Below are 19,379 nucleotides of genomic sequence, written 5' to 3'. Positions count from 1 at the left end.
CGGCCCGGATACTGTGACGCATGTCCCGCCCGGTTGTGCAGTCCCCCGCCACCATTCGCGCCCCGCGACCGGGTGCCGAGGCACTGTCCGAGCCGTTGCGGTCGCGCTGGAGCCCGAGTGTGTACGACGACGAGCACACCCTCACCCGGCCCGAGATCGACCAGCTGCTGGCGGCTGCGCAGTGGGCGCCCTCCGCCGGCAACTCGCAGCCCTGGATCCTCTTCGTCTGCGAGCGCGGCTCGGCCAACCATGCCCGGCTCGTGGCGCGCCTGAGCAGGGGCAACTCCGGCTGGGTGCCGCGGGCGTCCGTCGTCTTTGTCACTGCCGCGCACGTGAGGACCGGGACGGAGGTCGACGCTCCCGCCTACAGCGACTACGCGCTCTACGACGTCGGTCAGGCGGCGGCCCACCTCACCCTGCAGGCCCACTCGATGGGGCTGCACACCCACCAGTTCGCCGGCTTCGACCACGAGGCGCTGGCCGAGGACCTGGAGCTTCCCGGCACCCACCTGCTGCTGACCGGTATTGCGGTCGGCCGCCAGGGTGATCCGGCCGACGTCGACGAGCGGACCGCGGCGCGCGACCAGAAGGTGCGCGAGCGCCGTGAGGTCGCCGAGATCGCGCGAGCAGGGACCTGGGTGGAGCCGTGGGGGGTGCCGTACCCATGAGGATGTCCCGCTCCAGCATCGTGCTCCTCGTCGTGGTGATCGCGCTGATCAACCTGCCCTTGGTGCTCGCCACCTGGACGCGATCCTCGGTGGAGCGCAACGGCGTCGAGGTCCAGGCCACGATCAACGAGGCGAAGAACCTCGGGACCTCGGCCGAGCCGAGCTGGTGGTTGAACTACACCCTGCCGGAGTCCGTCGACCCGGAGCAGGGCAAGTGGTCCGCGGAGGTCGACGCTGCGACGTACGAACAGGCCGAGCGGGACGGGACGGTCGCCGTGACGGCGCTCGAGGACCAGCCGGAGAGCGCCATCGTGACGGGCGAGATCCGGAGCTCCGCCGGCCTGGTCGGCACGCTGGTCGCCGACGCGGTCATGGCGGCCTTGCTGGCCCTCCTGTGGCGCTCCCGTGGTGGGCGGCTGCGCGAGGTGGTGACGGTCGAGGCGCTCGAGGACGTCTCGCCTGCAGCCGGGGCTGGCTCGTGGGAAGACCTGGACGACGGGACCGTCCGGGTGAGCGGTGACGTGCTCGAGGCCGACCAGCACGAGGTGTTGCTGGAGCTCGAGGACCGGCTGGTGCGAGTCGTCCTGGACGGTCATGCCAGCGCGGTCGACGTCCGGCAGACGGCCCAGGTGCGGGCGCGGCACGCGACCAACCCGAACGGTCCCACCAATCCGGCAAGCCGCTGACGACGAAGGCCAGACATGACGACGATCAACGATTTCTCCGCGCCCGCCATCGACGGCACGGCGACCGACCTGTCGGCGTACGCCGGAAAGGTCGTGCTGGTGGTGAACACGGCCTCGAACTGCGGCTTCACACCGCAGTACAAGGGTCTGCAGGAGCTGCAGGACAAGTACGGCGCCGACGGCTTCACCGTGCTGGGTTTCCCCTGCGACCAGTTCGGCCACCAGGAGCCCGGCGCCGACGACGAGATCGCGTCCTTCTGCGAGCGCAACTTCGGTGTCGACTTCCCCCTCTTCTCCAAGGTCGAGGTCAACGGTGACGGCGCGCACCCGCTCTTCGCGTGGCTGCGCAAGCAGAAGGGCGGCCTGCTGGGCGGCAAGATCAGGTGGAACTTCACCAAGTTCCTGATCGCTCGCGACGGGACGGTCATCTCCCGGCACGCGCCGACGACGGACCCGACCAAGCTGGCCGACCAGATCGAGAAGGCGCTCGCCGGTGGCGGCAAGCGTCGCAAGAGCGCCTAGGCATCACCCTGCGGTCAGGTTGTCGATGACCGGCCGTGCGGACGAGGGGGGCGTGCCGACTTCTCCGACCGGCAGGTCGAGGGCCTGCTGCCGCGTGAGCGTCGCCGACGTCACCAGGTCGAGCCGGAACCAGCGGACCTCCCCCTGCGGTTCGACGGTTGCAGCGAGGAACCAGTGGCCCTCGGTGTGAGCCAGGAGCTGCGGGTGGGCGTGGACGGCCGCTGGATCGTCCGACTCGTGTGAGGTGAGGGCGACGACGCGGCGTTCCACCAGCGCCTGCTCGATGGCGCGGCCCGTCGAACCGTCTCGGGCCAGTCCGGAGGGACGGTCGAGCCACACCCGATCGGCAAGGGCCGTCGCGCGGTGTCGTTCACTCGGCACCATGACGCTGAGCAGCTTGATCAGCGCAGTGCGCGCGTGGTGCTCGAACGGTTGGCCGCGGTGCGCAGCGACCGCGGCAGCCAGTCCCGAGAGCTCGCTTGCCGAGAGATTGACCGGCGGCAGGGTGGCCTCGCGGTCAACGACATAGCCCCCCATCCGCCCCGGGCGTGCCCACACCGGGAACCCCGCCTGCTGCAGCGCCGAGACGTCTCGCTTGACCGTGCGAGTGCTCACCTCGAAGGACCGGGCGAGCTGTTCGGCGGTTCGACCGCGTGTCCCGGCCCGGCGCAGCTCCTCGCGCAGGGCGTAGAGACGGTCGGTGCGATTCATGATCAATGGTGACATGACGGTGACATCGAGCGCATCGATGATCGAGTCATGACAAACACCACCAGCCATGTCCTGTTCATCAGTGGCGCCGGTCTCCCTGCGTGGGTCTGGGACGCCACTCGACGTGCGTTGCCGTCGACAACTTCCTCGACAGTGGCGCCACGACCGGCCGCTGTGGGCGCGGGCGTCGCCGACTACGCTGCGGCGGCGCTCCAGTCCGCCGGCGCAGACCGCTTCGTCCTCGTCGCTCACTCGGCGGGCGGGATGGTCGCCGCCGAGCTGCTGCGCCGAGCCCCCGACCGCGTGGCCGGTCTCCTGGCGTTGAGCGCCGTGGTGCCGCAGACCGGAAGGTCGGCCGTCTCATCTCTGCCCTTCCCGCAACGGCTCGTCTTCGGCGCTGCGCTGCGGCTGGCGGGGACCCGGCCACCGGAGTCGGCGATCAGGCGCGGCCTCGCATCCGGCCTCGACACGTCGGTGGCCGACCGCGTCGTTTCGGACTTCACCCCTGAGTCCACCGCCTATTTCACCGACACCTCGTCCGAGCACCAACGTCCCGCCCACCGCGGCTATGTGACCCTCACAGCGGACCGGGAGTACGGGCCAGCCCTCCAGGGCCGCTTTCGACAGACCCTCGACCCGACCTGGCAGACGACGCTCGCAACCGGCCACTTGGCCATGCTCGAGGATCCCGTCGGGCTGGCGGCCGAGATCGATCGCTTCATGAGCGCCGTCAACGCGGGTTGAGACAGGGACCCCGGTGACTTGCCCGTAACCCACGCCGGGGAGGAAGGTGCGGGCATGGCCGCCACAGCTTCCTCCTACTCGATCACCATGCGACTGCACACCGCACCCGACCACGGCGTGGTCGGCACCGTCGCCACGACCGTGGCGAGCGGGGGCGGGGTCGTCACCGCCATCGACGTCGCGGAGTCGCGACACGACCGCCTCGTCGTTGACGTCACCTGCTCCGCGGCCGACCAGACCCACTCCGAGCAGCTGGTGGCCGCCGTCGAGGCGATCGAGGGGGTGCAGGTCTACAAGGTCTCCGACCGGACCTTCCTGCTCCACATCGGCGGCAAGATCCGGGTCGAGTCCAAGGTCCCCCTCAAGACCCGCGACGACCTGTCGATGGCCTACACGCCGGGCGTCGGGCGGGTCTCGATGGCGATCCACGAGAACCCCGAGGACGTGCGACGCCTCACGATCAAGGGCAACTCGGTCGCCGTCGTCACCGACGGCTCCGCGGTGCTGGGCCTGGGCAACATCGGTCCCGGCGCAGCGCTGCCCGTGATGGAGGGCAAGGCTGCGCTGTTCAAGCGGTTCGCCGACATCGACGCGTGGCCGATCTGCCTGGCGTCGCAGGACACAGACGAGATCGTCCGCGCCGTGGAGATGATCGCCCCCGGCTTCGGTGGCATCAACCTCGAGGACATCGCGGCTCCGCGCTGCTTCGAGATCGAGCGCCGCCTGCGTGAGTCCCTTGACATCCCGGTCTTCCACGACGACCAGCACGGCACCGCCATCGTGGTCCTGGCCGCGCTGACCAACGCGCTGAGGGTCGTCAAGAAGCAGTTGCCCGACGTGCGGATCGTCGTCTCAGGAGCGGGAGCAGCTGGTACGGCGATCGTGACGCTGCTCCTCGCAGCCGGCGCCGGCGACGTGGTGGTCGTCGATCGTCAGGGAGCTCTGGCCGGGACGGACGACAGCCTGCCGCCGGCCCAGGCCGACCTGGCCGACGCCACCAACCCGCGTGGGGTGACCGGGTCGCTCCAGGAGGTGCTCGTGGGAGCCGACGTCTTCGTCGGCGTGAGTGCGCCGAACATCCTGGACCCCGAGTGGATCGCCGACATGGCCGAGGACGCCGTCGTCTTCGCGCTCGCGAACCCCGACCCGGAGGTCGACCCCGCGGCCGCGGCGAAGTACGCCACCGTGGTGGCCAGCGGCCGCTCGGACTATCCCAACCAGATCAACAACGTGCTGGCCTTCCCCGGCGTCTTCCGCGGCCTGCTCGACGCTCGCGCCGAGGACGTGACCGTCGACATGCTGCTCCGCGCGGCCGACGCCCTCGCGAAGGTCGTCAGCGACGAGGAGCTCCACCCGTCCTTCATCATCCCGAGCGTCTTCCACCCCGATGTCGCCAAGCGCGTCGCGTCCGCGATCAGCGGCAAGGCGCCCGCCCCGCCGACCGCCGAGCAACCGTTACCGCTCTGACTTCTCTAGGGTGGCGCCCGCAAGCGGCCGCCAGCGCCGCTTCGACAACGGGGAGACGGCATGACCATGACTGCGCCGCGCTCCGTGACCGCGGCGGCGGGCCTGGCGGGTCTGACTGCCGGGCTCACAGCGCTGCTGTGGACCGTTCTGGACTTCCCCGCCAGCTTGGCGCCACCCCCGCCACCCCCACCGCCCGGGCGCCCGGACGGCGCCACACCCGAGGAGTGGGACAGGGTGCTGGCGGAAGTGGCGGCGGCCCCCGACCCGCCGCCGACGAGCTTCTGGGACCTCTTCGTGCTGGCGTACGACGCGAGGTTGGTCGCGCTTGCCCTCACCGGGGTCGTGCTCTGGCTCGTGGTCGCCGTCACCGCTGCCCGCGGTGATGGCGCGTCCCGGTTCATCGCGGTTGCGCCAGCGATCGGGCAGGCCGTGGCCCTGCCGCTGACGGGGACAGGAGCTGATCCCGAGGTCTTCGCTGTCATCGGGGTCGTCATCGTCGCGGGAGCAGCGAGCGCGACGCTGCTCTTCCACCCACGATCGATCGCCCACTTCCGGGCCACTCCGGGTCCGGCCTCTGCCGTCAGTCGCTGACGGTCCCCGCCCTTGAGGCGCTGACGCTCCCCGCCCTCGAGTCGCTGACGCTCCCCGCCCTCGAGTCGCTGACGCTCCTGGGCCACCAGAACCGGTCGCCCAGCGCAAAAGCAAGCGCCGGCACGAGGACCGTCCGCACGACCAGGGTGTCGAGCAGCACCCCGATGCAGATGGTCGTGCCGAGCTGGGCCAGCACGACGAGGGGCAGCACGCCAAGCACGGCGAACACGGCAGCCAGCAGGATGCCGGCACTGGTGATCACACCGCCCGTGGACGTCAGCGCCCGCAGCATGCCGCCGCGGGCGCCGTGCTGGCGAGCCTCCTCGCGAGCCCGCGTCACCAGGAAGATGTTGTAGTCCACTCCGAGGGCGACGAGGAACAGGAACGCCAGCAGCGGCACCCCCGAGTCGAGCGCCTCGAAGCCCAGCGGTCCGGTGAAGATCCACCACGACACGCCCATGCTTGCGGCGTACGTCGCCAGCACGGTCGCCACCAGCAGCAGCGGGGCGACGACGGAGCGCAGCAGGACGAGGAGCGCGCCCAGCACCAGGGCGAGGATCAGCGGCAGGATGAGCAGGCGGTCGCGAGCGGCGCCCTCGGCCTGGTCGATCGCGCTCGCCTCCGTGCCGGTGACGTGCGTGGCCTCGAAGGGCTCCACGGCGTCGCGCAGTGCCTCGATCGTCGCGCGTGCTTCGGGCGTGCCCGAGGTCGAGCCCAGCACCGCGTCGATCTGCGCGATCCCCGCGCCCTGCTGGGTGGTCTGGGCGACCTCCACACCCGGCACCTCACCGACCGCGTCCCTGACCCGCTCGGGGTCGTCCTCGGTGAGCACCTGCGTGGGGTCGGAGACCCCGGCCGGGAACGACTCGCCCAGGCGCTCCGCGGCGGCGATCGCCTCCGGCTCGACGAGGAACTGGTCGGCCTGGTCCAGGCCGGTGTCGATGCTCAGGACGCCGGCCGCCATCACCGCCAGCAGCACAGAAGTCCCGGTCACGAAGGCCACGGGGCGGCGGGCCACCCGCTCGCCGACCTTGTGCCAGAAGGAGTCGGTGTCCACCAGTGCGGGATCGCCGACATGCGGGACGCGGGGCCAGAACACCCAGCGTCCGAACAGCACCAGGACAGCGGGCAGCACGACCAGCACGAAGGCGGCCGCGATGACGACGCCGATCGCGCAGGTGAGGCCGAGCCCGCGGGTGGTCGGCACCACCGAGAGCAACAGCGTCAACAGGCCCAGGAAGACGGTGGTGGCGCTCGCCAGGACGGCCTCCGCGGTGCGGCGTACGGCGACGCTCATCGCCACCCGTCGTTCGGCGTGCGTCCGGAGCTCGTCGCGGTAGCGCGAGATGAGCAGCAAGGCGTAGTTGGTGCCGGCCCCGAACACGAGCACGGACAGGATGCCGACCGTCGACTCGTCCCAGGCGATGTCGAGCCCGGCCATCACCTGCGTGGCGAGGACCGCTGCGAGCCGGTCGGCGGTCCCGACGACGATGAGCGGGACCAGCCACAGCACCGGGCTGCGGTAGGTGATCAGCAGCAACAGGGCCACCACGCCCGCGGTCACGAGCAGCAGGTTGGTGTCGGCGCCCTGGAAGACGGCGGCGAGGTCGGCCTGGACCGCTGCCGGGCCGGTCACCTGAGAGGTGATCCCGTCCGGCACGTCGCTGCTGAGCTGGGCGCGCAGCTCCTCGACCCGGTCGGCGTTCTCGGTGGCCGAGGCCGACTCCACCGGCACGATGGCGATCGCCGCGGTGCCGTCCTCGGCGAGGGAGACCGGGCCCGTCGGTCCGGTGGGTACGGCGCCGAGCTCCCCGGCCTGGCGACCGAGATCCGCCACGGCCTGCTGGTCGAGCTCACCCTCGTCGCTGGTCCACAGCACGACGGCCGTCGCTGCCCCCTCGTCGGGGAGCCGGTCACGCAGCTCGGTGCCCAGCGTGCTGTCGAAGCCCGACGGCAACGCATCGAGGCTGGTTCGGGCGCGTTCACCCTCCCCGAGACCGGCGATCAGGGCACCAGCGAGCAGCAGCGGGAGGACAGCGACCAGCCACGCCACGCGTCGGCGGAGCAGGGGGGGAAACGCGGGTTCGGGCCACGCCCTCAGTGGCGCGTGGAAGGGTGTGGGTTGCCATCGAGCTCTCCTCCTGAGGAAATCAATGCATAATGGTTAAGCATGTTAGTCACTAAGTAGGTGAAGTATATGCACACGTCCGCTGATGACGCACCCGCGACCGCCTTCGCGGCGTCGTGGCGGCAGACGGGCAGCCTCGACGCCCTGCGCGAGTGCACGGAGGCCGGCGCGCGGGTACGTGGTGTGGTGGCGCGGCAGGCAGGACTCAGCGAGTCCGAGCTCGTCGCCCTCGAGCACCTGGTCCGCGAACCCCTGGGGCCGGCCGAGCTGTCACGTCGACTCGAGGTCAGCACGGCCGCAGCGACAGGAATCGTGGACCGCCTGACCAGTCACGGCCACGTGACGCGCGCGCCGCACGCCGAGGACCGCCGCCGGACCCAGGTGCTGGTCACCGCGTCCGGGCGCGAAGAAGTGCTCCGGCGCCTGTTGCCGATGTTCCGCGCGCTGCGCGAGCTCGATGAGTCGTTCGATCCGGCCGAACGTGCTGTGGTCGAGCGCTACCTCCGGGGCGCCACGGAGGCGTTCCGTCAGATCACCGAGCCGACACCCGGGGAGAACTCGCCATGACCCTCGTCCTCCCGCTCGTCGGTGTGCTGGTGCTGGGTCTCGTGGTGGTGGCCATGGTCCAGCGGCTCAGACGACCAGGGCACCGGTCGAGCGCCATGGCCGACAGTCTGGGCAACTTCATCGACGTCTTCGACCCGGCCCGAGCGCGCTCCGACCGTGACCTCCAGTCGCAGGACAACCAGGGGGCGGTCATCCCGAGTCCGGACGGCAACGACAAGCCGGTGGAGGTGGACCTCGTCAACGGCGTCGCGCGGATCAGACGCCGATGACCACAGGACCGGTCGGTGTGCGTGCCACGGCCGCCCCGCGGGTGCCGCCCGGCCGGGTCCTAGGAGTGCGCCTGCGAGGAGACGAGCGCGGCCCCGATGATGCCGGCCGCGTTGCGCAGCTGCGCCGCCACGATCGGCGTCTCGATGTCGAGAAGGGGCAGGAAGGCCTCGCTGGACTTGCTCACCCCGCCGCCGACCACGAACAGCTCAGGGGAGAAGAGCCGCTCGACCGCCCGGTAGTAGGTCGTCAGCCGTTCGGCCCATTCCTCCCACGACAGCTCCTCCTTCTCCCGGGCCGAGTTGGCGGCGCGCGACTCCGCGTTGTACCCCTCGATCTCGAGGTGTCCGAGCTCGGAGTTGGGCACGAGGACCCCGTTGTGGATCAGCGCGGAGCCGATGCCCGTGCCGAGGGTGGTGACGATGACCAGACCTCGTTGACCCTTGGCTGCGCCGTACTCGACCTCGGCCAGGCCAGCAGCGTCGGCGTCGTTGACGACATGCACCTCGCGACCCAGGGCAGCGGTGAACACGGCGTCGGCGTCGGTGTGGATCCAGGCCGGGTCGATGTTCGCGGCGGAGTGGACGACCCCGTGGCGTACGACGCCGGGAACGGTGACCCCGATCCGGGACGAGGAGGCCGGGAATCGTCCGACGAGCTCGACGAAGACCTCGGCCACCGCGTCGGGCGTGGCCGGCTGGGGGGTCTGGATCTTCTCGCGGTTGCTCGCCAGGTCGCCCGCGCTCAGGTCGACGACCGCCGCCTTGATGCCGGTGCCGCCGAAGTCGATGCCGATCGGGTGGTCATTGCTCATGGGACCAGCCTGCCCGAGCGGCGTCTGTCGCGTCACTGCGGGTCTGCCAACTTGACAAAGCACTACCTATTGTCAAATCGGTGTACAAACCTTAGGGTCATGTAAACGTCTCCTGCAGGAAGGTAGTCCCATGAGCCTCAGCGACTCGATGAGCGGCACGGTCCCAGCCGGATCGACCGACGGCTGGAAGGACAAGAAGCGCTACCTGTGGCTCATCGGCCTGGTGGTGCCGAGCCTGGCGTTCATCGGCGTCGGGCTCCACCAGCTGACCGGCTGGGGCGTGTGGTTCTGGATCGGTCCGATCGTGGTGCTCGTCATCGTTCCTGCGATCGACCTCGTCGCCGGACTCGACCGCTCCAACCCGCCGGACGACGTGATCGAGGCGCTGGAGAACGACAAGTACTACCGCTGGATCACCTACCTCTTCCTGCCGATCCAGTACGTCGGCTTCGTGGGCGCCTTCTACCTCCTCGCCAACCCCGAGGTGATGGGCGGCCTCTCGATGCTGGACAAGATCGCGATGGCCATCTCCATCGGATGCATCGGCGGCATCGGCATCAACACCGCTCACGAGCTCGGCCACAAGAAGGAGGCCAACGAACGCTGGCTCTCCAAGATCGCCCTCGCCCAGGTCGCCTACGGCCACTTCTACATCGAGCACAACCGCGGTCATCACGTCCGCGTCGCCACCCCCGAGGACCCGGCCAGCAGCCGGCTGGGCGAGAACTTCTACCAGTTCTGGCCGCGAACGGTCTTCGGCTCCCTCACGTCTGCCTGGCGCATCGAGAAGCGTCGGTACGCCCGCAAGAAGCTGCACCCGTTCCGGCTCGGCAACGACGTCCTCAACGCCTGGGTGATGACCGCGGTCCTGTGGGGCGCGATGATCGCCTGGCTGGGGATCGAGATTGCGCCGTACCTCGTGCTGCAGGCGGTTGTCGGCTTCTCGTTGCTCGAGGTCGTCAACTACATGGAGCACTACGGGATGTTGCGACAGAAGGTCGGCGCCGGCGAGCGTCAGCGCTACGAGCGGGTGCTGCCGAGCCACTCGTGGAACTCGAACAACATCGCCACCAACGTGCTGCTCTACCACCTCCAGCGGCACAGCGACCACCACGCGAACCCGACGCGGCGCTACCAGGCACTCCGTGACTTCGAGGAGTCCCCGGTGCTCCCGACGGGCTACGCCGGGATGATCATCCTGGCGATCGTGCCCGCGATCTGGCGTCGCGTGATGGACCCCCGCGTCGTCGCGCACTTCGATGGTGACGTCACCCTGGCCAACGTCAGCCCGAACAAGCGCGCCGCCTACCTCGCGCGCTACCCCGCGCCGACGGCGGCCGAGCGGAAGGCCGCCGAGGACGCGACGCCCGGCCTGCTGGCGGTCGAGGTGCTGGCGGCTCGCTGCCCCGGCTGTTCCTACGTCTATGAGGTCGCTGCCGGCGACGAGCACGAGGGCTTCGCAGCCGGCACCGCGTGGGTCGACATCCCGGCCGACTGGACCTGCCCGGACTGCGGCGTGCGCGACAAGGCCGACTTCGTGCCGTTCGACCCCTCGTTGGACGGGTCTCTCGCCTAGAGGGCTGTCCTAGACTCGACGGCATGCCTGTGCGCGGTGGACTCGTCGGGGAGAAGACGCTCCACGGCCGGATGGTCGCGGCGGCCGTTGAGATGACCACCGAAGTGGGATGGGCCAACGTGACGATGGGCCGGCTGGCCGAGGCCGTCGGAGTCAGTCGGCAGACCGTCTACAACGAGATCGGCACCAAGAAGGCGCTGGCCGAGGCGATGATCCTGGCCGAGCTCGAGAGCTTCCTGGGGGTCGTGACCAGCGCCTTCGACAACCACCCCGACGACCTCTCGGGCGCGCTGGAGAGCGCGATCCTCGCCGTGCTCGAGCATGCCCAGGACAACCAGCTGCTCCACGCGGTGGTCTCCGCCACCCACGGCGCCGACACCGAGCTCCTGCCCCTGCTCACCACGCACTCGACGCCGCTGCTCGAGCTGGCGAAGGCAGCGGTGACCGAGCGCGTGGCCGCCTACGAGCCGCCACTCGCGCCGGCCGAGCTCGACGGGGCCATCGACATGGTCGTTCGCGTGGTCCTGAGCCACGTGATGCAACCGAGCGGCACGCCGGCTCGCACCGCCGCCAGCCTGGGCTTCTTTGCCCGGCGCGTCCTGGGCTGAGCGACAACAACTTCTCGGCGCGATTCTCGCCTGAGCGGTCCAGCTGGACGACAGAGGGTCTGGACGCGCGTTGTGATAGGCGTTACGTTTGGCGTAGTCGCACCATGATTCGTAACGTCCACAACATCACCGGAGGTCCCGTGCCGTCGACCCGTCCCGCCTCAGTCCTTGTCGGTCTTGCGTCCGCGGCCGTGATGCTCGCGGCCGCCCCCGTCGTCCCCGCGATGGGCGCCACGAGCACCACCGCGGTGGCCGCTCGCGCACAGGCAGCCGCCGAGCAGAAGAAGGGCTCGCCCGGAACGCTGGTGATGATCGGCGGCGCGCTCGACGAGAACGCCGAGATCCTGCGCCGCATCGTCCAGGAGGCCGACCCCGACGGCCCGGGCGGGCGCAAGCCGGTGATCGCCCTCCTCACCGCAGCCGCAGCCCCCGCTGAGACAGCGGCCGAGGCCGCCGACTCCGAGGAGAACAATGCCGCAGCCAACGGCCTCTACTACGGAGAGCTATTCAAGCGCTTGGGCGCCATGACGTACGCCGTCCCGATCGACACCACCCGCAATGCCTTCCCGGGTGACGCCTACGGCCCGCAGGGGGCCGACACCAGGGCGGTCGCTCGCCAGGTGCGCAACGCCGATGCGGTGTTCCTCGGCGGCGGAGACCAGACCGACTACGTGCGGACCCTGTTGGACTGCCGGCCGGCCAAGGACGAGGCCTACCGCTCGTGTCGGCCCACTCGCGTGCTCGGTGCAGTCCGCTCCGTGCTGCGCGGCGATGGCGTCGTCGCCGGCATCAGTGCCGGCCTCACCATCCTGCAGGGCGAGGACATGGTCACCGGGGGCGAGTCGTACGAAGGCTGGCGCGACGGTGCCCAGCGCGGCTACTTCGACGACCCGACGACGCTCGGCTACCTGCCGTACGGCGGGTTCGGGCTGTGGAAGAGCTCGCTGCTCGACAGCCACTTCGGCACCTGGGGCCGACAGGCCCGGATGATCCGCCTGGCCGCCGACACCGGTCACCGCCAGGTCATCGGGGTCGACGAGACCACGGCCCTCGTGCTCGACCGCGGCAGCCGTCAGGGCGAGGTCATCGGGCGCAACGGAGTGTCGCTGCTGCAGGTGGAGGGGGACAGCGCCTCCTGGTCCTACCTGACCCGCGGCGACCGCGTCGACCTCCGAGGCGGCCGCATCACCGCGGCGCCGAAGAGCGCGCCGCTCGTCGGCTCCGGACCCGCCCCCGCTCCCATCTCCGATGCCTGGGACTCGCTGGCCCCCAAGAACCCCGGCACCTACAGCCTCGTCGACCTCGCCGTGGCCCTGGTCCGCTCCGGCGGCGAGTCGGCCACCGGGACGACGTACGAGACGGATCCTCGCTTCGCCACGGTCCTGACGCAGGACGGCGACACCGCGGCGTGGACCACCGGTGGCGGCACGTCCTTCACCGGACTGCAGGTGGAGATCTCAGGAGTCCAGAGAGGCGCACCGGGCCGTCGGGCGCCTCGTAACGTACGTTACGAGGCGTGACGGGATCGCAGGAGACACCAGGGGTCATGGCCGGAACGGTCGGCGAACGCGTGCGAGATGGCCTGGGGCGGTGCAGCCCGGCCGAGCGCCGGGTGGGTCGCACCCTGCTGTCGGACTACCCGGCGGCAGGACTCGACACCGTGGCGAGCCTGGCCGAACGGGCCGAGACCAGCGGGCCGACGGTGCTGCGCTTCCTCAGCAGGCTCGGCTTCGACGGCTTCGGTGACCTGCAGAACGCGCTGCGCGCCGAGATCGCCGAGCGGACCGCCTCACCACTCGCGCTGCTGGCCGGCGACGTCGATCGGGCCCAGGGGACTCAGCCCGCCGACGACGCCAGCGTGCTGGCGCGCGGCCGGCAGCTCCTGCCGGAAGCCACCGCGCGGACCCTCGAGACCCTGCCGCCTGACGAGGTCGCCGAGGCGATCAGGCTGCTCGCCGACCGGCGGTTCCGCGTCGCAGCCGAAGGGGGCCGGTTCAGCCGGCTCATCGCGGAGTACCTGGTGCTGCACCTCATGCAGATCCGCGGCGAGGCACACATGATCCCCTCACGGCCGGTGGAGCGAGCCGACGTGCTGCTCGAGATCGGCCGGCGCGACGTGCTGGTGCTCTTCGACTTCCGTCGCTACGAGCCGGCGACCCAGACGCTGGCGGAGCGCTGCTCGGAGGCGGGGGCCAAGATCGTCCTGGTCACCGACCGCTGGCTCTCGCCGATCTCGTCGGTCGCCGACGTGGTGCTGCCGGTGCGTGTGGACGCCATCGCGGTCTACGACAGCCTGGTCCCGGCCCTGGCGCTGATGGAGGTGCTGGTCGCAGGCGTGCTGGCTGCGGGCGGGGACGACGCCCAGCGGCGGCTCGAGCGTTTCGAGGAGGTCAGCCGGCGCCACGGCGTCGTCTGACGTCGGCGCCAGTCCTGACGTTGCGTGGTGCTACCGAACAGTTGCGGGGTGGAGGCAGTGCTTCGACCCCCGGACTGTTCGGTAGCTCGAGCCCGTGTGCCGTGACCTGGGGTCCGCCCAGGACACCGCAGTGCTGTGCACACAGAGATGACTCATCCATTACACCTTCCGATTGTAGAGAACGACATGTAACGTGTGTTCCATCACACGTCGCAGTCGCGACCTCACAACCGTCGGCCCGCGGGCCGGACCGGAAGGATTCCCGATGCAGGCATCGACCAGGCTCAACCCGTTCCGCCTCTCCCTCGTCCCAGGACATGCCGACACCCGCCGCCTCGTCGGCATCGCAGTAGCAGGAGCGCTGGCCCTCTCGCTGGCCGGCTGCGGCAGCGACGACGCCGAGGGCGCGCAGGCCGGCGCTGCCGGGGCCGGCAAGTCGAGCCTCGAGATCGAGGGCGTCGGCACCGTCGAGGTCGACGAGAAGCTGAGCGAGATGCTGCCGGCGGACACCGAGGAGATCTCGGTGGGCACCAATGCGCCGTACCCGCCCTTCATCGACTTCGTCGAGGAGGGCAACACCGAGGACTTCGAAGGCCTCGACTACGACCTCGTCCAAGCGATCGCCGCCCGGCTCGGCGTGGCCGCGCCCTTCTCGCAGCAGCCGTTCGACGGTCTCGTGCCCGGCCTCAAGGCCGGCAAGTACGACGCCATCGTGGGCGGGGTGACCGACAACTTCGAGCGTCAGGCCACGGCCACGTTCGTCGACTACAGCGCGTCGGGCACCGGCATCGCCGTCGCGACCGGCAACCCCGAGGGGATCGCCACGCTGGAAGACCTCTGCGGGCGCGTCGTCGCCGCGCAGAAGGCCTCCAAGCAGGTCGAGCTGCTCGCGACCTTCAGCGACGAGAGCTGCTCGGAGCCCATCGAGGTCACCGAGTATCCCCAGAACACCGACGCGGTCCAGGCGCTGCTCGCCGGCAAGGCCGACGCGATCGCAGCCACCCGGGTCAACCTGCTCGACGACGCGGAGAAGCTGGTCGGCAAGGTCGAGGTCGTCGAGGACCCGGCCGAGCCCAACGGCTACCAGGCAAGCCCCAACGGCATCGGCTTCAACAAGACCGACACCGAGTTGGCCGCGGCCGTCCAGGCCGCCCTCCAGTCCCTGATGGAAGACGGCACCTACGACAAGATCCTGGCCAAGCACGGCCAGGAGGCCATCGGGATCGAGAAGGCGACCATCGACGCTGCCGTCGACTGATCCCCGACCGGACCCGACCCCCTGACCGCGGGAGATGAGCAGCATGACACCAGCGACCACGACCAGCTCGACCATCGATGACGAGGTGGGCGAGCGCCCCGACGACAACATCTCGGCCGTCCCCCTGCGCCACTGGGGACGATGGACGGGAGCAGCTGTCGTCGTCCTGTTCAGCGCCTCGTTCCTGTGGTCGCTGGCCCGCAACCCCAACATGGAGTGGGGCATCGTCGGGGAATACCTCTTCGCCGACTTCGTCCTGCAGGGCGTCGGGGTGACGTTGATGCTGACCGCGGTGGCGATGGTCATCGGCACGGTCGGTGGGGTCGGCGTCGCCGTCATGCGCCTGTCGCACAACCCCGTGCTGCGGATCGGGTCCTGGTTGTTCGTGTGGTTCTTCCGAGGTACGCCGCTGTTGGTGCAGATCATCTTCTGGGGCTTCTTGGCGGCGCTCTACCAACGCATCCAGCTGGGAGTGCCGTTCACCGACTGGTATCTCGTCGACGTCAGCACCAACGACGTGGTCACCCCGCTGGTCGCGGCGATCCTGGCTCTCTCCCTCAACGAGATCGCGTATGCCGCCGAGGTGGTGCGCAGCGGGATCGCCTCGGTCGACGAGGGCCAGGACGACGCCGCCCAGGCGCTGGGCCTCACCGGGCAGCAGACGATGCGGACCGTCACGCTTCCCCAGGCGATGCGGGTGATCGTGCCGCCGATGGGCAACGAAACCATCACCATGCTGAAGTCCACCGCCCTCGTCTCGGTGATCGGCGGCAAGGACCTGCTCACCTCGGTCCAGAGCGTCTACGCGCAGAACTTCCAGGTGATCCCGCTGCTCCTCGTGGCTGCGCTGTGGTACCTCGCGATGGTGAGCGTGCTGAGCCTGGGGCAGTACTTCCTCGAGCGTCGCTTCGGTCGAGGTCACGGGCCGGCGCGCACGGGGCTGGCGGAGCGATGGCTGACCGGAAGGGGCAAGTGAGATGACCGAGCTGAGCCAGGAATCCACGCAGGGCACCCCCGTGGACGACCTGATGGTCAGGGCGAGCCGGGTGCGCAAGTCCTACGGCCGCACCGAGGTGCTGCGCGGGATCGACTTCGAGGTCCGTCCCGGCGAGGTGGCGTGCCTGATCGGGCCGTCCGGCTCGGGCAAGTCGACCTTCCTCAGGTGCATCAACCACCTCGAGACCATCGAGGGGGGACGACTCTGGGTGGACGGCCAGCTCGTGGGCTACCGCCAGAAGGGCGACAAGATCTACGAGTTGCGACCGCGCGACGTCGCCGCCCAACGCCGCCGCATCGGCATGGTCTTCCAGCGCTTCAACCTCTTCTCGCACATGACGGTCCTGCAGAACATCACCCACGCCCCCGTGCTGGTGGGCGGCGAGACCAAGGCGGCGGCCCGGGCGCACGCCCTCCAGCTGCTCGAGCGCGTCGGGTTGACCGGTCGCGACAAGGCCTATCCAGGGCAGCTCTCCGGAGGTCAGCAGCAGCGGGTCGCGATCGCCCGGGCGCTGGCCATGCGACCCCCGCTCATGCTCTTCGACGAGCCCACCTCGGCGCTCGACCCCGAGCTGGTCGGCGAGGTCCTCGAGGTCATGCGTGATCTGGCCCGCGACGGGATGACCATGGTGGTGGTCACCCACGAGATGGGCTTCGCGAAGGAGGTCGGCGACTCGGTGACCTTCATGGACGAGGGAATGGTCATCGAGTCCGGCGCACCCTCCGACGTCCTCGACAACCCCCAGCACGAGCGCACCCGGTCGTTCCTCTCGAAGGTCCTCTGAGCGGGATGGGTGACCTGATCCCCGCGCTGCGCCTCGAGGCGGAGCGACGCTTCGACGCGTACGTCGCCGAGCTGGCCGAGCTGGTCGCGATCGACTCCGGGTCGCACGACACCCTGGGAGTGACCCGCGTCGGCGATCGCGTCGAGGTCGGACTGCGTGGTCTCGGTGCTGTCGTGGAGCGACCTGCCTGCGTCTCGGGCGCCCCGGCCGTGGTGGGCCGGCTGCACGGGCGGGGTACTGCCCGGATCCTGCTGTGCGGCCACCTCGACACGGTGTTCGCGACCGGTACGGCGATTGAGCGACCCTTCGCCGTACGCGACCAGATCGCGACCGGACCCGGCGTGTGCGACGACAAGGGCGGGTTGCTCTCGGGCATCACCGCGATGGCGGCGCTCCAGGCCTGCGGCTTCGACGACTTCGCGACGCTCACCCTCTTCGCCACCCCCGACGAGGAGGTCGGTTCGCCGTCCTCACGGGCGCTGCTCGAGGACCTGGCCCGGAGCCACGACGTCGGGTTGTGCCTGGAGGGTGCTCGCGAGGACGGACGCCTGGTCATCGCCCGCAAGGGTGTCGTGGACGTCGTCCTCGAGATCACCGGCCGCGCCGCTCATGCCGGGGTGGAGCCGGAGCGCGGCATCAACGCCGCCGTCGCGTCCTCCCGGCTGGCGGTCGCGCTCGGTGGGCTCAACGGTCGCTGGCCGGGCGTGACGGTCAACGTCGGCGTCGTCGCCAGTGGTGAGCGGCCCAACGTGGTTCCGGCGCAGGGTCGGGTCGTGGCGGACGTGCGCGCGGCCACGACCGCATCGTTCGACGCGGTCGTCGCCGAGGTGCACCGGCTCGGCGAAGCCACCCTCGACGGCGCACGCGTGTCCATCGCGCTGGAGGCCGCCGCGCCCCCGTGGGAGCCCGACGCCGCCTCGACCGCGCTCGCGGACGCCGCCCTGGCGGTGGCCGGCCGACTCGGTCTGGAGGTCGGCCTCGCCCGCACCGGGGGATCTGCCGACGCCAACCTGCTCGCGGCCGCGGGACTGCCGGTGCTGGACGGTCTCGGCCCGGTCGGAGGAAACGACCACTCGCCACTCGAGTGGCTGGACCTCACCTCCGTGGTGCCCCGCGTCGTGCTGCTGGCCGGGCTGATCGCCGAGCTCGCGGGGGAGCCGCGCCTATCCTCGAGACCGTGACGTCGCCCTCGGCTCCCGCTGGCATCCACATGGGTACGCCGACGGGACGGGCCGTGATCACGGCTGCCGTGCTCGGCTCGGGGATGACCTGGCTCGACGGCAGCGTGGTCAACGTCGCGCTCCGCACCATCGGTGACGACCTGGACGCCTCGCTGGCCCAGCTGCAGTGGATCAACAACGGCTACCTCCTCTCGCTGGCCGCCCTGATCCTGCTCGGCGGGTCGCTGGGCGACCGGCTCGGTCGTCGCCGGATGTTCATCGTCGGGACCGTCTGGTTCGCGCTGGCGAGCGCACTGTGCGGCCTCGCCCCGAGCGCCGAGGTCCTGATCGTGGCCCGGATCCTGCAGGGGATCGGCGGGGCACTCCTCACCCCGGGCAGCCTGGCGATGATCCAGGGCGCCTTCGTGCCCGCGGACCGCGGCAAGGCGATCGGAGCGTGGTCCGGGCTCGGCGGGGTGGCGGCCGCCATCGGCCCCTTCGTCGGCGGCGTGCTCGTCGACCACGCGTCGTGGCGCTGGATCTTCCTGATCAATCTTCCCCTCGCGGTCGTCACCGTCCTGATCGCGTGGCGCTGGGTGCCCGAGACCCGCGACCCGTCGTCGGCTGGGCACTTCGACGTGCCGGGCGCCGTCCTGGCGGCGCTGGCACTCGGCGGCATCACGTTCGCCCTCATCGAGTGGGGCGGCCCGGCAGCGGTGTGGGCGGGGGTCCTGGGCCTGCTCGCCGCCGTCGCCTTCCTGGTCCAGGAGCTGCGCACCAAGACGCCGATGATGCCCCCGGGACTCTTCCGCGACCGGACGTTCAGTGCCTCGAACGTGATGACCTTCCTGGTCTACGCCGCGCTGGGAGCCATGTCGTTCTTCCTCGTGCTGCAGCTCCAGACGGTGAGCGGCTACAACGCGCTCGAGGCAGGCCTGGCGACGCTACCGATCACCGTCTGCATGCTGTTCCTCGCCGCGAAGGGCGGCGAGCTCGGCAGCCGGATCGGGCCGCGGATCCCGATGACGATCGGCCCGCTCGTGATGGCGCTCGGCACCGTCCTGGTCCTGCGCGCCGATGCCGACGTCAACTACTGGCTCGACGTCTTCCCCGGCGTGACGGTCTTCGGGCTCGGCCTGGCCCTGATGGTCGCGCCGCTGACGGCCACCGTGCTGGCCGCGGCCCCTGACCGCCAGGCCGGTATCGCGAGCGGCATCAACAACGCGGTCGCGCGTGCCGGGTCGCTGATGGCGGTCGCGGCGCTGCCCACCGCGGTGGGGTTGTCGGGCGCGGAGTATGCCGACCCGCGGGTCTTCGATGCGGCGTACCCGATCGCGATGGTGGCGTGCGCGGTGCTGCTCGCCCTCGGGGGCGTGGTGTCGTGGCTGACGATCCCGCCGCGCATGCCGGAGTGA

20 protein-coding genes are annotated in these 19,379 nt (G+C 70.4%); 17 read left to right on the top strand and 3 right to left on the bottom strand.

What is annotated here, in order from left to right:
- Nucleotides 1-20: 20 nt before the first annotated feature.
- The 3 genes from VNJ48_RS20810 to VNJ48_RS20800 are packed head-to-tail and all read left to right on the top strand — an operon-like array spanning nt 21 to nt 1,876.
- Complete coding sequence (locus VNJ48_RS20810) at nt 21-668, top strand: nitroreductase family protein (protein ID WP_325605713.1); 648 nt, start codon at nt 21-23, stop codon at nt 666-668.
- Entirely contained in the window at nt 665-1,354 is a 690-nt protein-coding gene (locus VNJ48_RS20805; protein ID WP_325605712.1) for a hypothetical protein, read from the top strand. Before VNJ48_RS20810 ends, VNJ48_RS20805 begins: the two co-directional genes overlap by 4 nt.
- Before the next feature lie 15 nt (nt 1,355-1,369).
- Complete coding sequence (locus VNJ48_RS20800; protein ID WP_325605711.1) at nt 1,370-1,876, top strand: glutathione peroxidase; 507 nt, start codon at nt 1,370-1,372, stop codon at nt 1,874-1,876.
- A gap of 3 nt (nt 1,877-1,879) precedes the next feature.
- Here VNJ48_RS20800 and VNJ48_RS20795 read toward each other — a convergent pair whose 3' ends face one another.
- Entirely contained in the window at nt 1,880-2,587 is a 708-nt protein-coding gene (locus VNJ48_RS20795) for a helix-turn-helix transcriptional regulator (protein WP_325605710.1), read from the bottom strand.
- Between the two features lie 48 nt (nt 2,588-2,635).
- Between VNJ48_RS20795 and VNJ48_RS20790 the strand changes: the two genes are divergently transcribed.
- The 3 genes from VNJ48_RS20790 to VNJ48_RS20780 are packed head-to-tail and all read left to right on the top strand — an operon-like array spanning nt 2,636 to nt 5,389.
- A complete protein-coding gene (locus VNJ48_RS20790; RefSeq protein WP_325605709.1) occupies nt 2,636-3,331 on the top strand; it encodes an alpha/beta hydrolase in 696 nt (231 codons plus the stop codon).
- Nucleotides 3,332-3,385: 54 nt separating this feature from the next.
- Nucleotides 3,386-4,798, top strand: a complete 1,413-nt coding sequence (locus VNJ48_RS20785; RefSeq protein ID WP_325605708.1) for an NAD-dependent malic enzyme — start codon at nt 3,386-3,388, stop codon at nt 4,796-4,798.
- Between the two features lie 60 nt (nt 4,799-4,858).
- On the top strand, nt 4,859-5,389 hold the full coding sequence (locus VNJ48_RS20780; protein WP_325605707.1) for a hypothetical protein: 531 nt from the start codon (nt 4,859-4,861) through the stop codon (nt 5,387-5,389).
- On the opposite strand, the gene VNJ48_RS20775 is transcribed toward VNJ48_RS20780, so the two are convergent.
- The gene (locus VNJ48_RS20775; RefSeq protein ID WP_325605705.1) at nt 5,379-7,442 is read right to left on the bottom strand and encodes an MMPL family transporter; all 2,064 of its coding nucleotides are present in this window, start codon (nt 7,440-7,442) and stop codon (nt 5,379-5,381) included. The two genes, VNJ48_RS20780 and VNJ48_RS20775, sit on opposite strands and share 11 nt — an antisense overlap.
- A 144-nt stretch (nt 7,443-7,586) precedes the next feature.
- Between VNJ48_RS20775 and VNJ48_RS20770 the strand changes: the two genes are divergently transcribed.
- Both VNJ48_RS20770 and VNJ48_RS20765 read left to right on the top strand, forming a co-directional pair.
- Nucleotides 7,587-8,084 (top strand): MarR family winged helix-turn-helix transcriptional regulator, encoded by a 498-nt coding sequence (locus VNJ48_RS20770; protein ID WP_325605703.1) that lies wholly within the window; start codon nt 7,587-7,589, stop codon nt 8,082-8,084.
- Nucleotides 8,081-8,353: a hypothetical protein gene (locus tag VNJ48_RS20765; RefSeq protein WP_325605701.1), complete on the top strand. Its 273-nt coding sequence runs from the start codon at nt 8,081-8,083 to the stop codon at nt 8,351-8,353. Before VNJ48_RS20770 ends, VNJ48_RS20765 begins: the two co-directional genes overlap by 4 nt.
- 59 nt (nt 8,354-8,412) lie before the next feature.
- Here VNJ48_RS20765 and ppgK read toward each other — a convergent pair whose 3' ends face one another.
- Complete coding sequence (gene ppgK, locus VNJ48_RS20760) at nt 8,413-9,165, bottom strand: polyphosphate--glucose phosphotransferase (protein ID WP_325605699.1); 753 nt, start codon at nt 9,163-9,165, stop codon at nt 8,413-8,415.
- 130 nt (nt 9,166-9,295) lie between these two features.
- Here ppgK and VNJ48_RS20755 point away from each other — a divergent pair, with 130 nt between their 5' ends.
- From VNJ48_RS20755 to VNJ48_RS20715, 9 genes are all read left to right on the top strand, one after another.
- Nucleotides 9,296-10,741: a fatty acid desaturase gene (locus tag VNJ48_RS20755; RefSeq protein WP_325605697.1), complete on the top strand. Its 1,446-nt coding sequence runs from the start codon at nt 9,296-9,298 to the stop codon at nt 10,739-10,741.
- Between the two features lie 23 nt (nt 10,742-10,764).
- Nucleotides 10,765-11,349: a TetR/AcrR family transcriptional regulator gene (locus VNJ48_RS20750; protein ID WP_325605695.1), complete on the top strand. Its 585-nt coding sequence runs from the start codon at nt 10,765-10,767 to the stop codon at nt 11,347-11,349.
- A gap of 104 nt (nt 11,350-11,453) precedes the next feature.
- Entirely contained in the window at nt 11,454-12,869 is a 1,416-nt protein-coding gene (locus VNJ48_RS20745; RefSeq protein WP_325605693.1) for a cyanophycinase, read from the top strand.
- Complete coding sequence (locus VNJ48_RS20740) at nt 12,866-13,765, top strand: MurR/RpiR family transcriptional regulator (RefSeq protein ID WP_325605691.1); 900 nt, start codon at nt 12,866-12,868, stop codon at nt 13,763-13,765. Before VNJ48_RS20745 ends, VNJ48_RS20740 begins: the two co-directional genes overlap by 4 nt.
- Before the next feature lie 265 nt (nt 13,766-14,030).
- On the top strand, nt 14,031-15,023 hold the full coding sequence (locus VNJ48_RS20735) for a transporter substrate-binding domain-containing protein (protein ID WP_325605690.1): 993 nt from the start codon (nt 14,031-14,033) through the stop codon (nt 15,021-15,023).
- A 43-nt stretch (nt 15,024-15,066) separates the two neighbouring features.
- Nucleotides 15,067-15,999 carry an amino acid ABC transporter permease gene (locus tag VNJ48_RS20730; RefSeq protein ID WP_325605688.1) on the top strand — a complete coding sequence of 311 codons (933 nt, stop codon included), beginning with the start codon at nt 15,067-15,069 and terminating at the stop codon, nt 15,997-15,999.
- 52 nt (nt 16,000-16,051) lie between these two features.
- On the top strand, nt 16,052-16,804 hold the full coding sequence (locus tag VNJ48_RS20725; protein ID WP_325605828.1) for an amino acid ABC transporter ATP-binding protein: 753 nt from the start codon (nt 16,052-16,054) through the stop codon (nt 16,802-16,804).
- Nucleotides 16,805-16,809: 5 nt separating this feature from the next.
- Nucleotides 16,810-17,985, top strand: a complete 1,176-nt coding sequence (locus tag VNJ48_RS20720) for a M20 family metallopeptidase (protein ID WP_325605686.1) — start codon at nt 16,810-16,812, stop codon at nt 17,983-17,985.
- Nucleotides 17,982-19,379 carry an MFS transporter gene (locus VNJ48_RS20715; RefSeq protein WP_325605684.1) on the top strand — a complete coding sequence of 466 codons (1,398 nt, stop codon included), beginning with the start codon at nt 17,982-17,984 and terminating at the stop codon, nt 19,377-19,379. Before VNJ48_RS20720 ends, VNJ48_RS20715 begins: the two co-directional genes overlap by 4 nt.

The sequence above is a fragment of the Nocardioides sp. genome, assembly GCF_035576065.1.
Lineage (GTDB): Bacteria > Actinomycetota > Actinomycetes > Propionibacteriales > Nocardioidaceae > Nocardioides.
This window is presented reverse-complemented; position numbering and strand designations above follow the sequence as displayed.